Origin of the sequence: Streptomyces coeruleorubidus (genome assembly GCF_008705135.1) — a bacterium.
GTDB lineage: Bacteria > Actinomycetota > Actinomycetes > Streptomycetales > Streptomycetaceae > Streptomyces > Streptomyces coeruleofuscus.
In genome coordinates this window covers 1,081,875-1,096,124 of sequence record NZ_CP023694.1, presented here as the reverse complement: position 1 = coordinate 1,096,124, position 14,250 = coordinate 1,081,875, and the positions used below count along the sequence as shown (strand labels likewise).

The following is a 14,250-nucleotide window of genomic DNA, read 5'->3' as shown; positions in this document are numbered from 1 at the left end:
GGCAGGGTGGAGCGGGCAAGCCTCAGGGGGCCAACAGAAGAGGGGGACCTGTGACCGTCGTCTGGATCAACGGCGCGTTCGGTGCGGGGAAGACCACCACCGCACAGGAACTGATCGAACTGATCCCGAACAGCACGCTCTTCGACCCCGAGGTCATCGGCGGAGCGCTCCGGTACCTGCTGCCGCCCAAACACCTCGCCGAGGTCGGCGACTTCCAGGACCTGCCGATCTGGCGCCGGCTCGTGATCGACACGGCGGCCGCGATGCTCGCCGAACTCGGCGGGACCCTGGTGGTCCCCATGACCCTGCTGCGCCAGGAGTACCGCGACGAGATCTTCGGCGGCCTGGCCGCCCGCAGGATTCCGGTCAGTCACTTCCTGCTCGCTCCGGCCGAAACGATACTGCGGGAGCGGATAGCGGGCCGCGAGGTTCCGCGGGACCTGTCCGACGGCGAGATGCGAATACGCCAGTGGTCCTTCGACCACATCGAGCCGTACCGGGCCGCACTCGCCTCCTGGCTCACCGCCGACGCCCACCCGGTCGACACCAGCGACCTCACACCGCACGAGACCGCCGCCCGGATAGCCGAGGCGGTCAACAGCGGCTCCGTGCCCGTCTGCGACATCGTGCAGACGCCCGAGCCCACCGCCGAGACACTCGCCGCCGGTGTGCTCCTCTTCGACGAACACGACCGGGTCCTGCTCGTCGACCCCACCTACAAGGCCGGCTGGGAGTTCCCCGGCGGGGTCGTCGAACCCGGTGAGGCCCCCGCACGCGCCGGTGTGCGGGAGGTCGCCGAGGAGACCGGCATCCACCTCGACGAGGTGCCGAGCCTGCTCGTCGTCGACTGGGAGCGCCCCGCGCCCCCCGGGTTCGGCGGCCTGCGGCTCCTCTTCGACGGCGGCACCCTCGACTCCACGGAGGCCGGACGGCTGCTGCTGCCCGGGCCGGAGCTGCGCGACTGGCGGTTCGTCACCGAGGAGGAGGCCGCCGACCTGCTGCCACCGGTGCGCTACGAGCGGCTGCGCTGGGCCCTGAGGGCACGCGAACGCGGAGCGGCGTTCTATCTGGAAGCCGGGGTACCGTTCGGCTGAGCCGAGCTCCCAGTGCCCGCCCTTTACCCGGCGCGGGGGATTCCGAGGGAAAAGCAAAAGGAAACGTCCACGGGCCCATTGCTAAGTACTGCCCAAGGAATCTCCCGCACTCCTTCACGCGGCGGGTAATCACGTTCCCTGCTCTCGTCAACACTTTTCCATGACCGCAAACAATCCCTTTTCTGCCCCCTGCTCGGCTTGACCGGACTCGCACGGCATTGCGAAAGTCCGCAGAGTCTCACGGCGGTGATTGCGACCGCCACTCAATTTCCTTGCCTCAGGGGCAGATCCGGGATGTCCGTACGATGACCACGCAACACCAGCCGGCCGACGCCGGCGGCGGCACCGCGCTCCTGGCCGAGCCGCCGACGCAGGATCCCAGAACCGGCGGCACGGTCGTCGCCGGCCGCTCACCGGCCCGCATGGCCTGGAAGCGGATCAGGCGGGACAAGGTCACCACGGCCGCCCTGGTGGCCACCCTCCTGTTCATCGTGATCGCACTGATCGCGCCGGTCCTCACCGCGCTGACCAGCTGGGGACCGATCACCCCCGACAACAAGGCGATCAACCCGGACACGGGCAACTTCCCCTACGGATCGCTGGGCGGCATCAGCGCCCAGCACCTCCTCGGCGTCGAACCGGGCACCGGCTACGACCTGTTCGCCCGCATCGTCTACGGCCTGCGCACCTCGCTCTACGTCGGTTTCGCCTCGGCCGTGCTGTCCACCGTGGTCGGTGTCGTGGCAGGGCTCGCGGCCGGTTACTTCGGCGGCTGGGTCGACTCCCTGCTGTCCCGGGTCATGGACGTGATGCTGGCGTTCCCGCAGCTGCTGTTCATCATCGCGCTCACCCCGGTGATCCAGAACGCGCTGCAGACCAACAGCCACGGCGGCACCGACGAGAACCTCCGGCTGCTCGTCCTGGTGCTCAACATCGCCGTCTTCGCCTGGGCGTACACCGCCCGTCTGGTGCGCGGACAGGTGCTGTCCCTGCGCGAGCGCGAGTTCGTCGACGCCGCGCGGCTGATGAGCGCCGGCCGGCGGCACATCCTGTTCCGGCAGCTCCTGCCCAACCTGTGGGCGCCGATCCTGATCTCCTTCGCCCTCGCCGTCCCGCAGAACATCACGACAGAGGCGGCCCTGTCGTACCTGGGCGTCGGCGTCATCCCGCCCAACCCCGACTGGGGATCCCTGCTGTCGGACGCCTCCCAGTTCTTCCTCCAGGACCCGATGTACCTCTTCGTGCCCGGTGTCCTGCTCTTCCTCCTGGTCCTGGCGCTCAATCTCCTCGGGGACGGCGTCCGGGACGCCCTGGATCCCCGCGCCCGGCGCGGCTGACAAGCCACCCCCCGAGTGTCGGCCGGGCGGCCCCACGAACGGCCGCCCGGCCCGTAGCAAGAAACGGAGTTTCCTCAATGACGCGCAGCACGCGCAGATCGCGCACGGTCGCTCTCACGGCCTCCGCCGTGGTGATCGCCCTGGGGGCCACCGCATGCGGAGGTTCCTCCGGCGACAGCGGCAGCGGCACGCCCGGCAAGGGCGGCACCCTGACCGTCCTGAACAAGGCGGACTTCGACCACCTCGACCCCCAGCGCGTCTACACGACGGAGGGCTCGAGCATGGACGTGGAGATCGTCCGGACGCTCACCGGCTGGGACGAGACGGGCTCGGCCCCGAAGCTGGTCGGCGACCTCGCCACCGACACCGGAACGCCGTCCAAGGGCGCCACCGTCTGGACCTTCCACCTGCGGCACGGGGTCAAGTACCAGGACGGCAGCGAGGTCACCGCACCCGACGTCAAATACGGCGTCGAGCGCTTCTTCTCCTCCGACATCAACGGCGGCCCGCCCTACGCGTCCCAGTGGCTCGTCGGCGGCGCCGACTACAAGGGCCCCTACCAGGGCAAGGAGCTCGGCTCCGTCCAGACGCCGGACAAGTACACGATCGTCTTCCATCTGAACCAGCCGGTGGCCGACTTCAACGAGACCACCGCCATGCCCGGCTGGTCCGCCGTACCCAAGGCCCACGACACCGGCTCGACCTATGACACCAAGGTCTGGTCCGACGGCCCGTACATGATCAAGTCGTACGCCAAGAACAAGGAACTCGTCCTCACCCGGAACACGTACTGGTCGCAGTCGACCGACCCGATCCGGCAGCAGAACGTCGACGAGATGGACGTGAAGTTCGGCCAGGACGAGGCCGCCATCGACCAGCAGATCAAGGCCGATGCCGGCACCGCCCAGACATCGATCCAGCAGTGGCCGATCGCGGGCTCCGACCTGGCACAGCTCGCCAACGACCCGGCCCTGAAGAGCCGTTACTACAAGATCCCGGCACCCGGCATCAACTACCTGGCGATCAACACCACCCGCGTCAAGGACCTCCGGGTCCGCCAGGCGATCGAGTACGCCATCGACAAGACCACGGTTCGCGGCGCCTTCGGCGGTTCCGCGTACGGCGACTACGCCACCACCATGCTGAGCCCCGGCATCGGCGGCTACAAGAAGTTCAACCTGTACAGCGCCAACCCCTCGGGCAACCTTGCCAAGGCCAAGGCACTGATGAAGCAGGCGGGCGACCCGAAGCCGACCATGTCGATCGCGGTGGAGAACACCCCCACCCAGGAGCACTTCGCCGACGCGGTGAAGACCGCGCTGGAACGCATCGGCATCCACGTCAACATCTCACCGATCGAGGCGGCGAACTACTTCAGCACCGTCAACAACACGAAGAACCAGTACGACCTGACGTGGGGCGACTGGATCGCCGACTGGCCCAACGCCTCCACGGTGCTGCCCACCCTCTTCGACGGCCGGCTGATCAAGAAGAACCCGCAGGCCAACCAGGACCTGTCCTATCTGAACGACCCGAACGTCAACACGCTGATCGACAAGGCCGCCACGATGACCGACGTCAAGCAGCGCAACGCGACCTACGGTCGGATGGACGAGCAGATCATGAAGGACGCCGCCGTGGTCCCGCTGACGTACATGAACTTCAGCGACATGTCCGGCTCCAAGGTCGGCGGAGTCATCCCCGACACGATCCTGGCCGAGCCGAGCCTGGTCCACGTCTACGTCAAGCACTGACGGCAGCAACCCTCTCGACCCCGCCGGCGGCCTGGGCCGCCGGCGGGCACCCCACTCACGTCAGGTCCCGGCATCCCATGCTTCGTTACCTCATCAGACGCCTGCTGGCAGCGGCCTTGATCATGCTGGTGATCACCACGATCACCTTCTTCATCTTCTTCGCGCTGCCGTCGAACCCCGCACTCCTGGCCTGCGGAAAGACCTGCTCCCCGTCCCGCCTGGCGGAGATCAAGCACTCGCTGGGCCTGGACCAGAGCTACCTGACTCAGTACTGGGAGTTCCTCAAGGGGCTGTTCGCCGGCCGTGACTTCGGCGACCAGAGCGTGCGTATCCACTGCCGGGCGCCCTGCCTCGGCGTCTCCTTCCAGACCGACACCCCCGTCCTGACCACCCTGCTGTCGGACTTCCCGGCGGACCTCTCCCTCGGACTCGGCGCCGCGGTGGCGTTCCTCGTCCTGGGCGTCGGCCTCGGCACCGTCGCCGCGGTCCGCAGGGGCAGGGCCGCCGACAAGGCGGCGGTCGGACTGGCCCTGTTCGGCGTCTCGGTGCAGATCTACTTCATCGGTCTGCTCCTGCTTTACCTCTTCGTCGACAAGTTCCAGATCCTGCCGGCCTCCGGCTACACCTCGATCACCGAGGACCCGGCCGGCTGGTTCAGGGGCCTGATCCTGCCGTGGGCCACCCTGGTCATCGTCTACCTCGCGATGTACACCCGGCTCACCCGCTCCTCCATGCTGGAGGTCTTCGCCGAGGACTACATGCGCACCGCCCGCGCCAAGGGACTGCCGGCCGCCACCGTCGTCCTCAAGCACGGACTGCGCGCCGCCATCACTCCGATCATCACCATTTTCGGCATGGACGTCGGCTCCCTGATCGGCGGCTCCGCGGTCATCACCGAGTCGGTGTTCGGCATCAACGGCATCGGCAAGCTCGCGGTCGACTCCGTCCAGAACTCCGACCTCCCCGTCATCCTCGGCACCACGCTCTTCGCCGCGACGTTCGTCGTCCTCGCCAACGTGGTCGTCGACCTGGTGTACGGCCTCGTCGACCCGCGCGTGCGCCTCGCCTGAGCCCTTCTTCCGTCCTTAGGAACACCCGTGTCCGTTCAGACCTCACCGCAGCCCGCGGACGTCACGCCCGCGCCCGCACCCTTCCTCGACGTACGTGACCTGAGGGTGCACTTCCCGACCGAGGACGGCCTCGTCAAGTCCGTCGACGGCGTCTCCTTCACCCTGGAGAAGGGCAGCACCCTCGGCATCGTCGGCGAGTCCGGCTCCGGCAAGTCGGTGACCTCGCTGGCCCTGCTCGGACTGCACAAGGGCACCCGCGCCCGGGTCTCCGGCGAGATCTGGCTGGAGGGCCGGGAACTCGTCGCCCTGCCCGAGGCCGGCATGCGCGAACTGCGCGGCCGTACGGTCTCCATGATCTTCCAGGACCCGCTCTCCGCGCTGCACCCCTTCTTCACCGTCGGCGCCCAGATCACCGAGGCCTACCGCGTCCACCACAAGGTCTCCAAGAAGGAGGCCAGGGACCGCGCGGTCGAGATGCTCAAGCGCGTCGGCATCCCGCAGCCCGAGCGCCGGGTCCGGGACTATCCGCACCAGTTCTCCGGCGGCATGCGCCAGCGCGCCATGATCGCCATGTCGCTGGTCTGCGACCCCGCCCTGCTCATCGCCGACGAGCCCACCACCGCCCTCGACGTCACCGTCCAGGCACAGATCCTGGACCTGATCCGCGACCTTCAGGAGGAGTTCGGCTCCGCCGTCGTCATCATCACCCACGACCTCGGCGTCGTCTCCGACATAGCCGACGACATCCTGGTGATGTACGGCGGCCGCCGGATCGAGTACGGCTCCACCCGCGACGTCCTCAAGCAGCCCCAGCACCCCTACACCTGGGGCCTGTTGCAGTCGATGCCGCACCTCACCGGGGACGTCGGCGAACGGCTCAACCCGATCCCCGGCACCCCGCCGAGTCTGATCAACCTGCCGGACGGCTGCTCCTTCCACCCCCGCTGCGCCTACAAGGGCTGGGTCCCTCAGGGGCGTTGCACGGTGGAACGGCCCGAGCTGCGCCTCGTCCCCGGCACCGGAGGGCACCTCGCCGCGTGCCATCTCAGCGACGAGGCCAAGCACGAGATCCGTGACGGCGCACGACAGGGAGCATGACGTGAGCACCACCGAGTCCCTCACCGGGCAGACCACCGACCGCCCCACCGGTGGGAACCTCCTCGAAGTACGCGGTCTCCAGAAGCACTTCCCCCTCCGGCAGGGCATCCTCTTCCAGCGGCAGATCGGAGCCGTGCGAGCCGTCGACGGCATCGACTTCTCGGTCGGGCCCGCCGAGTCGCTGGGCCTGGTCGGCGAGTCCGGCTGCGGCAAGTCGACCACCGGCCGCCTGATCACCCGGTTGCTCGAACCCACCGGCGGCTCCGTCGTGTTCGACGGAGAGGACATCACCCACCGGCCTCCCGGACGGATGCTCCAGGCCCGCCGCAACCTCCAGATGATCTTCCAGGACCCGTACTCCTCCTTGAACCCCCGGCACACCGTCGGCACCATCATCGAGACGCCGATGCGGCTCAACGGCATCAACCCGCCCCAGGGCCACAAGCGACGAGCCCAGGAACTCCTGGAGACGGTGGGTCTCAACCCCGAGCACTACAACCGCTATCCGAACGAGTTCTCCGGCGGCCAGCGCCAGCGCATCGGCATCGCCCGCGCCCTCGCCCTGCGGCCCAAGCTGATCGTGGCCGACGAACCCGTCTCCGCACTGGACGTCTCCATCCAGGCGCAGGTCGTCAACCTGCTCCAGGACCTCCAGCGGGAGTTCGGCATCGCCTTCGTCTTCATCGCCCACGACCTCGCCGTCGTACGGCACTTCTCCGAACGGGTCGCCGTGATGTACCTCGGCAAGATCGTCGAGGTGGCCGACCGGGAGTCGCTCTACACCCGGCCACGGCACCCCTACACGCACGCGCTGCTGTCCGCCGTGCCCGAGGCCGACCCGGACGCCACCGAGCGGCGCGAGCGCATCCGGCTGGCCGGGGACGTGCCCTCACCGATCGACCCGCCCTCCGGCTGCCGCTTCCGCACCCGCTGCTGGAAGGCACAGGACAAGTGCGCCACCGAGGAACCCCGGCTGGCCGGCGTCGAGGGCAGCCCGCCGGGTCACCTGACCGCCTGCCACTTCCCCGAGGAGCCGACGGTCGCGGCGCGCGAGGAGGACATCGTCCTCGACCCGGCGCTCGCGGAGCTCAAGGGCAGCCTCTGACCACCGCCGGTCACGCGTACGCCATGGCCCGCAGCGCCCCGGCCGCCCCCCGCGTCACCGGATCCGCGTGACCGAAGCAGGCCACGTTCGTGTGAGTTTCGCCCCGGACGACGGGCGCGTCCAGCCGGTCAACCAGCACCTCGGCACCGCCGAACGCGGCGCACTCGCCCACCCCGCCCGCGTGGTCCTCGTGGAAGTGGGTCAGCACGACCCGCCGCACGTCCCGCGGATCCCGGCCCAGCGCGGTCACCGCCTCGGCGATCGGGGCGCCGGAGCCCGCCGGGCCGGCGTCGATCAGCGTCAGCTCGCCGCGGTCGTCGCCGTCGCGCCACAGGTAGGCCTGGCCCACGGGGAAACGCGGTAAGTGGAGGCGGGGGAGGAGCTCGATGACGTCCATGGGACGACCGTAGGCAAGGCCCCCGTCCGCGGACGAGGGCCTTGGCTGTCGGCAGAGCGGTCAGCTGGCCGCGTAGTTGCGCAGGAACAGCGCCTCCGCCACCGACAGCCGCTCCAGCTCCTCGGGGGACACGCTCTCGTTCACGGCGTGGATCTGGGCCTCCGGCTCGCTCAGCCCGATGAGCAGGATCTCCGCACGCGGGTAGAGGGCGGCGAGGGTGTTGCACAGCGGGATGGAGCCGCCCTGGCCGGCGTACTGCATCTCCTGTCCCGGGTACGCCACGGCCATCGCGTCCGCCATGGCCTGGTACGCCGGGCTCGTCGTGTCGGCGCGGAAGGCCTGGCCCTGGCCGATCTGCTCGGTGCTCACCCGCGCACCCCACGGCGTGCGCGCCTCCAGGTGCGCCTGGAGCAGCTTGGTGGCCTCGGCCGCGTCCACGCCCGGCGGCACCCGCAGGCTGATCAGCGCCCGGGCACTCGCCTGCACGGACGGCGTGGCGCCGACGACGGGCGGGCAGTCGATGCCGAGGACCGTCACGGCCGGGCGCGCCCAGATGCGGTCGGCGACCGTCCCGGAACCGATCAGCCCGACGCCGTCCAGCACCTTGGCGTCCTGCCGGAACCGCTCCTCGTCGTACTGGAGCCCGTCCCAGGCCGTGTCCCCGGTGAGCCCGTCGACGGTCGTCGAACCGTCCTCGGCGCGCAGCGAGTCCAGGACCCGGATCAGGGCGGCCAGCGCGTCGGGCGCGGCGCCGCCGAACTGGCCCGAGTGCAGGTTGCCGGCGAGCGTGTCGATCCGGACGCGGACGAGGGTCATGCCGCGCAGGGTGGCGGTGACCGTCGGCAGTCCGACCCGGAAGTTGCCCGCGTCGCCGATGACGATCGTGTCGGCCTCCAGCAGCCCCGGGTGCTCCTCCGCGTACCGCTCCAGGCCGCCCGTGCCCTGCTCCTCCGACCCCTCCGCGATCACCTTCACGTGGACCGGGACACCGCCGTTCGCCTTCAGAGCGCGCAGCGCCAGCAGGTGCATGATGACGCCGCCCTTGCAGTCGGCGGCTCCGCGCCCGTACCAGCGCCCGTCCCGCTCGGTCAGTTCGAACGGCGGGGTCGCCCAGCCGGCCTCGTCCAGCGGCGGCTGCACGTCGTAGTGGGCGTACAGCAGGACGGTCTTCGCGCCCTCGGGGCCGGGCAGGTAGCCGTAGACCGACTGCGTGCCGTCGGGGGTGTCGAGCAGGGCCACGTCCTGGAAACCCTCGGCGGCGAGCGCGTCCGCGACCCAGCGGGCGGCACCCTCGCTCTCGCTCCTCGGGAACTGGTCGAAGTCCGCCACCGACCGGAAGGCCACCAACTCGGTGAGCTCTTCCTTCGCCCTGGGCATCAGCGAGGCGACGGTCTCGGCGACCGGATTCGACGACATGGGCACGCTCCTTGTGGGTGCGACGTTGTAGCGGTGAGTGCCGTAGATCCTCCCACAGCGGCCTTCGGCCAGGTCCGCCGTAGGATGCGGGAGACAGCAGGGGCAGGCGGCTTGATCGGGAGCAGTAGACCATCGTGAGCAGCGAGAACTCTTCGGCGGACGACGTGCGACAGGTGTGGGACGTCGTCGTGGTGGGCGCGGGACCCGCGGGCGCTTCGGCCGCGTATGCGGCGGCGGTCGCCGGGAGACGCGTGCTGTTGCTGGAGAAGGCGGAGCTGCCGCGGTACAAGACGTGCGGCGGCGGCATCATCGGCCCCTCGCGCGATGCGCTCCCGCCCGGCTTCGAGCTGCCGCTCAGGGACCGCGTGCACGCGGTGACCTTCTCGAACAACGGGCGCTTCACGCGCACGCGCCGGTCCAAGCGGATGCTGTTCGGGCTGATCAACCGGCCCGAGTTCGACCAGCAGCTCGTCGAGCACGCGCAGAAGGCGGGCGCCGAGCTGCGGACGGGTGTCACGGTCCAGCGGGTCGAGCAGCACGGCTCGGCGGTGCCCGACCGGCGCACGGTCGCCGTGATCCTCCAAGGCGGCGAGGTGCTGCTCGCGCGGGCCGTGGTCGGCGCGGACGGCAGCGCCAGCCGCATAGGGGCGCACGTCGGGGTCAAGGTCGACCAGGTGGACCTCGGCCTGGAGGTGGAGATCCCGGTGCCGGAGACCGTCGCCGAGGACTGGAAGGGGCGGGTGCTCCTCGACTGGGGCCCCATGCCCGGCAGTTACGGCTGGGTCTTCCCCAAGGGCGACACCCTGACGGTCGGGGTGATCTCGGCGCGGGGTGAAGGCGCCGCGACGAAGCGGTACTTGGAGGAGTTCATCGGGCGGCTGGGTCTCGCCGGCTTCGAACCGAGCATCTCCTCCGGGCACTTGACCCGCTGCCGCGCCGACGACTCGCCGCTCTCGCGCGGGCGGGTCCTGGTGTGCGGCGACGCGGCGGGGCTGCTGGAGCCGTGGACCCGCGAGGGCATCTCCTTCGCGCTGCGGTCCGGGCGGCTCGCGGGGGAGTGGGCGGTACGGATCGCCGAGGCGCACGACGCCGTGGACACGCGTCGGCAGGCCCTCAACTACGCCTTCGCGGTCAAGGCCGGGCTCGGGGTGGAGATGAGCGTCGGCAAGCGGCTGCTGACCGTGTTCGAGCGCCGTCCCGGCCTGTTCCACGCGGCGCTGACGAGCTTCCGGCCGGCCTGGCGGGCGTTCAAGGAGATCACGCAGGGTTCGACGTCGCTGGGTGAGATCGTCCGCACGTATCCGGTGGCTCAGCGGGCCCTGACCGCGCTGGACCGCCGTCCCGCCCCGACGGGCGAGGCGCAGGCGGACGAGGTCAGCCCGTCACCGTGATCTCGAAGACCGGGTGGTCGGGGGCGATACGGCGCAGTTGGTCGTCCGGGGAGTCGGGGCCGACTCCGTTGAAGAAGACCCCGACCTCCGCCTTCCAGCGCTTGAGGTAGGCGCGCAGGACCGGGGTCTTGTCGTGGTCGGCCACCTCGATCGCGGTGAAGGTGTCCACGCGCTCGCCGAGGTGCAGTTCGCCGCCGCCCGCCGCGCGCATGTTGTGCGTCCACTGGACGTGGCCGCGGGGCGCGACCAGGTACTGCCGGCCGTCCAGGGTCAGCACGTTGACCGGGGTGGTGCGCCACTGGCCGCTCTTGCGGCCGCGGACGGCGAGGACGCGGGAGCCCCAGACGCTGATGCCGCGGCGGGTCAGCCAGGCGACGAGCCGGTTGAAGACGTTGATGGTGAGCCAGCCGGGCTTGCGGACATGCGTGGACATGGGGTTCCTCCCCCTGTTGGGTGGGGAGCAGCGCTCTCCTTTGTGAGCGCTGCTCTCGCTCGGTGTTGCCAGTCTGCCCGAGACCGGTGCCCCAAAGCAAGAGCACTGCTCTCTTTTTTGGGTACCGCTCTCGCTTGTGTGCGCCGATCTCGTTCGTGTGCACTGCTCTGTTTCCATGGCACACTGCCCCGCATGAGCACCGCACACGGCGCCCGTGCCCGGGCCAGGATCGAAGTCACCGCGGCCATCAAGGACGAGGCCCGCAGACAGCTCGCGGCCGAGGGCGCCGCCCGGCTCTCGCTGCGGGCCGTCGCCCGCGAACTCGGCATGGTCTCCTCCGCGCTGTACCGCTACTTCCCCAGCCGCGACGACCTGCTGACCGCCCTCATCATCGACGCGTACGACTCCCTGGGCGGGACCGCCGAGGCCGCCCACGAAGCAGCCGCCGGCTCGGGCCCCCTGCAACGCTGGATCGCGGTGTGCGAGGCGGTGCGGCGCTGGGCGCTCGACCATCCCCATGAATACGCCCTCATCTACGGATCGCCCGTGCCGGGCTACACCGCCCCCGACACCACCGTCCCGCCCGCCGCCCGCGTCGGTCTGCTGCTCTTCGCCATCGTCCGCGACGCCTACCGAGGCCTCGGCCTGGCCAGGCCCTCGCTGCCGGCCGACCTGCGCCCGGAGGCCGAGCGGATGGCCGCCGACCTCGCGCCGGACCTCCCGCCCGAGACGGTGGCGGCCCTCGTCGCGGCCTGGGCCCAGCTGTTCGGACTGGTCGGCTTCGAGCTGTTCGGGCAGTTCAACCGGGTGGTGCAGGATCGCGAGACGTTCTTCCGCCACACGGCGGGGCAACTCGCCCACGGGGTGGGGCTGGTGTATCCGCAGAACGGGCCCGCCGCCAGGAACCCGGCGTCCTGACGGGCGCCGTACTCCCCGGGGAGTACGTGTGATCACCGCACCTGGCTGACGCCGCCGCGGGCGGGTGGCGTCTAGCGTGGCCGCTATGGACGAGCAGCGTGTGCGGGGCGGTCCGCCGCGGTGGTGGCGGCACGGGCCTGTGTGGTGGGACCGGTGGGGTGAGGGGGAGCGCGCGCCCCGCATGCCCTGGCGGTCCACCGTCGTCGTCACGGCCTTCGTCCTGGTCGGCTCCCAGTTCGCCGCTCGTGGCCAGGAGGGCGAGCGGGCGGCCCTGGACCCCTTCGCGCGGGTGCTCCTGCTGCTGGCAGGGGCGCTGCTGCTGTGGCGCAAGCGGTACCCGGTGGCCGTGGTCTTCGGCACGGCGGGTGCTGTCATGCTCTACCTGGGGGCCGGGTATCCGTACGGGCCGGTGCTCCTCACGGTCGCCCTGGCGTGCTTCAGCGCGATCGTCGCCGGGCACCGCTGGGCGGCGTGGGCGGCGATGGGAACGCTCTGGGCGGGGCACGCCCTGGTGGCGCACTGGCTCTACCAGTGGCTGCCGCCGTCGGGGGACTCCGCCGCTTCCTGGGGCGAGGAGATCGTGGTCGCCACCTGGGTGGTGGCGATCGCGGCGGTGTCGGAGCTGTTCCGGATCCGGCGCGAGCAGTGGGTCCGCGAGAGGGCCGAGCGCGCCGAGGCCGCGCGGCGACGGGCCGACGCGGAGCGGCTGCGGATCGCGCAGGAACTGCACGACGTGCTCGCCCACAGCATCTCCGTGATCAACGTGCAGGCGGGGGTCGGCCTCGCGCTCCTCGACTCCGATCCCGAACAGGCCCGTACGGCGCTCACCACGATCAAGGCCCAGAGCAAGGAGGCGCTCGGCGAGGTGCGCCAGGTGCTTGACACGCTGCGCGCGCCCGGTGACGCGCCGCGCGCCCCCGCGCCGGGGCTGGACCGGCTGCCCGAGCTGGTGGAGCAGGCGGCGAGCGCGGGCCTGACCGTCGACGTCGAGGGCGCGCCGCCGCGCCTCGCGCCCGGCACGGACCTCGCCGCCTTCCGGATCGTCCAGGAGGCCCTGACCAACGTCGTACGGCACTCGGGTTCGCGGCACGCGCGCGTGCGTCTCGCGCACGACGCGGACGTGCTGCGGCTGCGCGTCGACGACGACGGGCCCGCGACCGGTGCCGACGCCGGTGGCAGCGGCAACGGACTGGCGGGGATGAGGGAGCGCGCCGCCGCGCTGGGTGGCACCATCGAGGCGGGGCCCCGTCCGGACGGCGGTTTCCGGGTGCTCGCCGTACTGCCGCTGACGGCTTCCGCCGAGGTCGAGGAGGACCGGTGATCCGCGTACTGCTCGCCGACGACCAGTCACTGGTCCGGGCCGGGTTCCGGGCGCTGCTCGACGCGCAGCCCGACATCGAGGTGGCCGCGGAGGCCGCCGACGGGGAGGAGGCCGTGCGCAGGATCCGCGAACTGCGGCCCGATGTCGTCCTGATGGACATCCGCATGCCCGCGCTCGACGGCCTGGCCGCGACCCGCCGGGTCACCGGGGACCCGGACCTCGGGGACGTCAAGGTGGTCATGCTCACCACCTTCGAACTCGACGAGTACGTCTTCGAGGCGATCCGGTCGGGCGCCTCCGGCTTCCTGGTCAAGGACACCGAGCCGGACGAACTCCTGCGCGCCGTACGGGCGGTGGTGGCGGGCGACGCGCTGCTCTCGCCGGGGGTGACGCGCCGCCTGATCGCCGAGTTCGCGGCCCGCTCCAAGGAACCGGCGGCCGCCGACGCGCTGGCCCGGCTCACCGAGCGGGAGCGCGAGGTGATGGCCCTGGTCGGCATCGGTCTGTCCAACGAGGAGATCGCCCGCCGCCTGGTCGTCAGTCCGCTCACCGCGAAGACCCACGTCAGCCGCACGATGGTGAAGCTGGGCGCCCGCGACCGGGCCCAACTGGTCGTGCTCGCCTACGAGTCGGGGCTGGTGCGGCCGGGCTGGCTGGGCTGACCCCCCGAGCGGAACCGGAGCAGCACACTGACGACCCGGGCGGCGAAGAGGACGGGCGCGAGCACCAGCCCGGCGTGCAGCAGCAGGCTCTCCGGAGTGTCCGGGAGGTCGAAGAGCAGCGCGGGACCGGCCACGGCCCCGAAGACGACCGCCGCCGCGAAGGCCGCACTGCACAGCGCGTACCCGATCTCGACGGTGATCGCGTCCCGTTCGGCCTGCGTGCGCCGTCCCCCGTGACTGGTCATACGGCGAGT

13 protein-coding genes and 1 pseudogene are annotated in these 14,250 nt (G+C 70.8%); 10 read left to right on the top strand and 4 right to left on the bottom strand.

Annotated features, from left to right (window positions below):
• The first annotated feature begins 50 nt into the window (after positions 1 to 50).
• From CP976_RS05020 to CP976_RS04995, 6 genes are all read left to right on the top strand, one after another.
• Positions 51 to 1,094, top strand: a complete 1,044-nt coding sequence (locus CP976_RS05020) for an NUDIX hydrolase (protein WP_150479210.1) — start codon at positions 51 to 53, stop codon at positions 1,092 to 1,094.
• Positions 1,095 to 1,399: 305 nt separating this feature from the next.
• Complete coding sequence (locus CP976_RS05015; protein ID WP_150479209.1) at positions 1,400 to 2,431, top strand: ABC transporter permease; 1,032 nt, start codon at positions 1,400 to 1,402, stop codon at positions 2,429 to 2,431.
• A 77-nt stretch (positions 2,432 to 2,508) separates the two neighbouring features.
• On the top strand, positions 2,509 to 4,185 hold the full coding sequence (locus CP976_RS05010; RefSeq protein WP_150479208.1) for an ABC transporter substrate-binding protein: 1,677 nt from the start codon (positions 2,509 to 2,511) through the stop codon (positions 4,183 to 4,185).
• Between the two features lie 77 nt (positions 4,186 to 4,262).
• Positions 4,263 to 5,255 (top strand): ABC transporter permease, encoded by a 993-nt coding sequence (locus CP976_RS05005; RefSeq protein WP_150479207.1) that lies wholly within the window; start codon positions 4,263 to 4,265, stop codon positions 5,253 to 5,255.
• 27 nt (positions 5,256 to 5,282) lie between these two features.
• Positions 5,283 to 6,353 (top strand): ABC transporter ATP-binding protein, encoded by a 1,071-nt coding sequence (locus CP976_RS05000; RefSeq protein ID WP_150479206.1) that lies wholly within the window; start codon positions 5,283 to 5,285, stop codon positions 6,351 to 6,353.
• A 1-nt stretch (position 6,354) separates the two neighbouring features.
• Complete coding sequence (locus tag CP976_RS04995; protein ID WP_150479205.1) at positions 6,355 to 7,458, top strand: ABC transporter ATP-binding protein; 1,104 nt, start codon at positions 6,355 to 6,357, stop codon at positions 7,456 to 7,458.
• 97 nt (positions 7,459 to 7,555) lie between these two features.
• Here the strand turns inward: CP976_RS04995 and CP976_RS04990 are convergent.
• A pseudogene (locus CP976_RS04990) lies at positions 7,556 to 7,855 on the bottom strand (MBL fold metallo-hydrolase); the annotation flags it as partial.
• Between the two features lie 60 nt (positions 7,856 to 7,915).
• On the bottom strand, positions 7,916 to 9,271 hold the full coding sequence (locus tag CP976_RS04985) for a dipeptidase (protein WP_150479204.1): 1,356 nt from the start codon (positions 9,269 to 9,271) through the stop codon (positions 7,916 to 7,918).
• Positions 9,272 to 9,405: 134 nt separating this feature from the next.
• Between CP976_RS04985 and CP976_RS04980 the strand changes: the two genes are divergently transcribed.
• The gene (locus CP976_RS04980; RefSeq protein WP_150479203.1) at positions 9,406 to 10,662 is read left to right on the top strand and encodes a geranylgeranyl reductase family protein; all 1,257 of its coding nucleotides are present in this window, start codon (positions 9,406 to 9,408) and stop codon (positions 10,660 to 10,662) included.
• Here CP976_RS04980 and CP976_RS04975 read toward each other — a convergent pair.
• On the bottom strand, positions 10,646 to 11,095 hold the full coding sequence (locus tag CP976_RS04975) for a nitroreductase family deazaflavin-dependent oxidoreductase (RefSeq protein ID WP_150479202.1): 450 nt from the start codon (positions 11,093 to 11,095) through the stop codon (positions 10,646 to 10,648). The genes CP976_RS04980 and CP976_RS04975 overlap by 17 nt on opposite strands.
• Positions 11,096 to 11,287: 192 nt before the next feature.
• Here CP976_RS04975 and CP976_RS04970 point away from each other — a divergent pair, with 192 nt between their 5' ends.
• From CP976_RS04970 to CP976_RS04960, 3 genes are all read left to right on the top strand, one after another.
• Entirely contained in the window at positions 11,288 to 12,013 is a 726-nt protein-coding gene (locus CP976_RS04970) for a TetR/AcrR family transcriptional regulator (RefSeq protein WP_150479201.1), read from the top strand.
• A gap of 85 nt (positions 12,014 to 12,098) precedes the next feature.
• Entirely contained in the window at positions 12,099 to 13,334 is a 1,236-nt protein-coding gene (locus CP976_RS04965; protein WP_150479200.1) for a sensor histidine kinase, read from the top strand.
• Positions 13,331 to 13,996 (top strand): response regulator, encoded by a 666-nt coding sequence (locus tag CP976_RS04960; RefSeq protein ID WP_150479199.1) that lies wholly within the window; start codon positions 13,331 to 13,333, stop codon positions 13,994 to 13,996. The genes CP976_RS04965 and CP976_RS04960 overlap by 4 nt, the downstream gene beginning before the upstream one ends.
• Here the strand turns inward: CP976_RS04960 and CP976_RS04955 are convergent.
• A complete protein-coding gene (locus CP976_RS04955) occupies positions 13,957 to 14,241 on the bottom strand; it encodes a DUF6332 family protein (protein ID WP_150479198.1) in 285 nt (94 codons plus the stop codon). The genes CP976_RS04960 and CP976_RS04955 overlap by 40 nt on opposite strands.
• Positions 14,242 to 14,250: the final 9 nt, after the last annotated feature.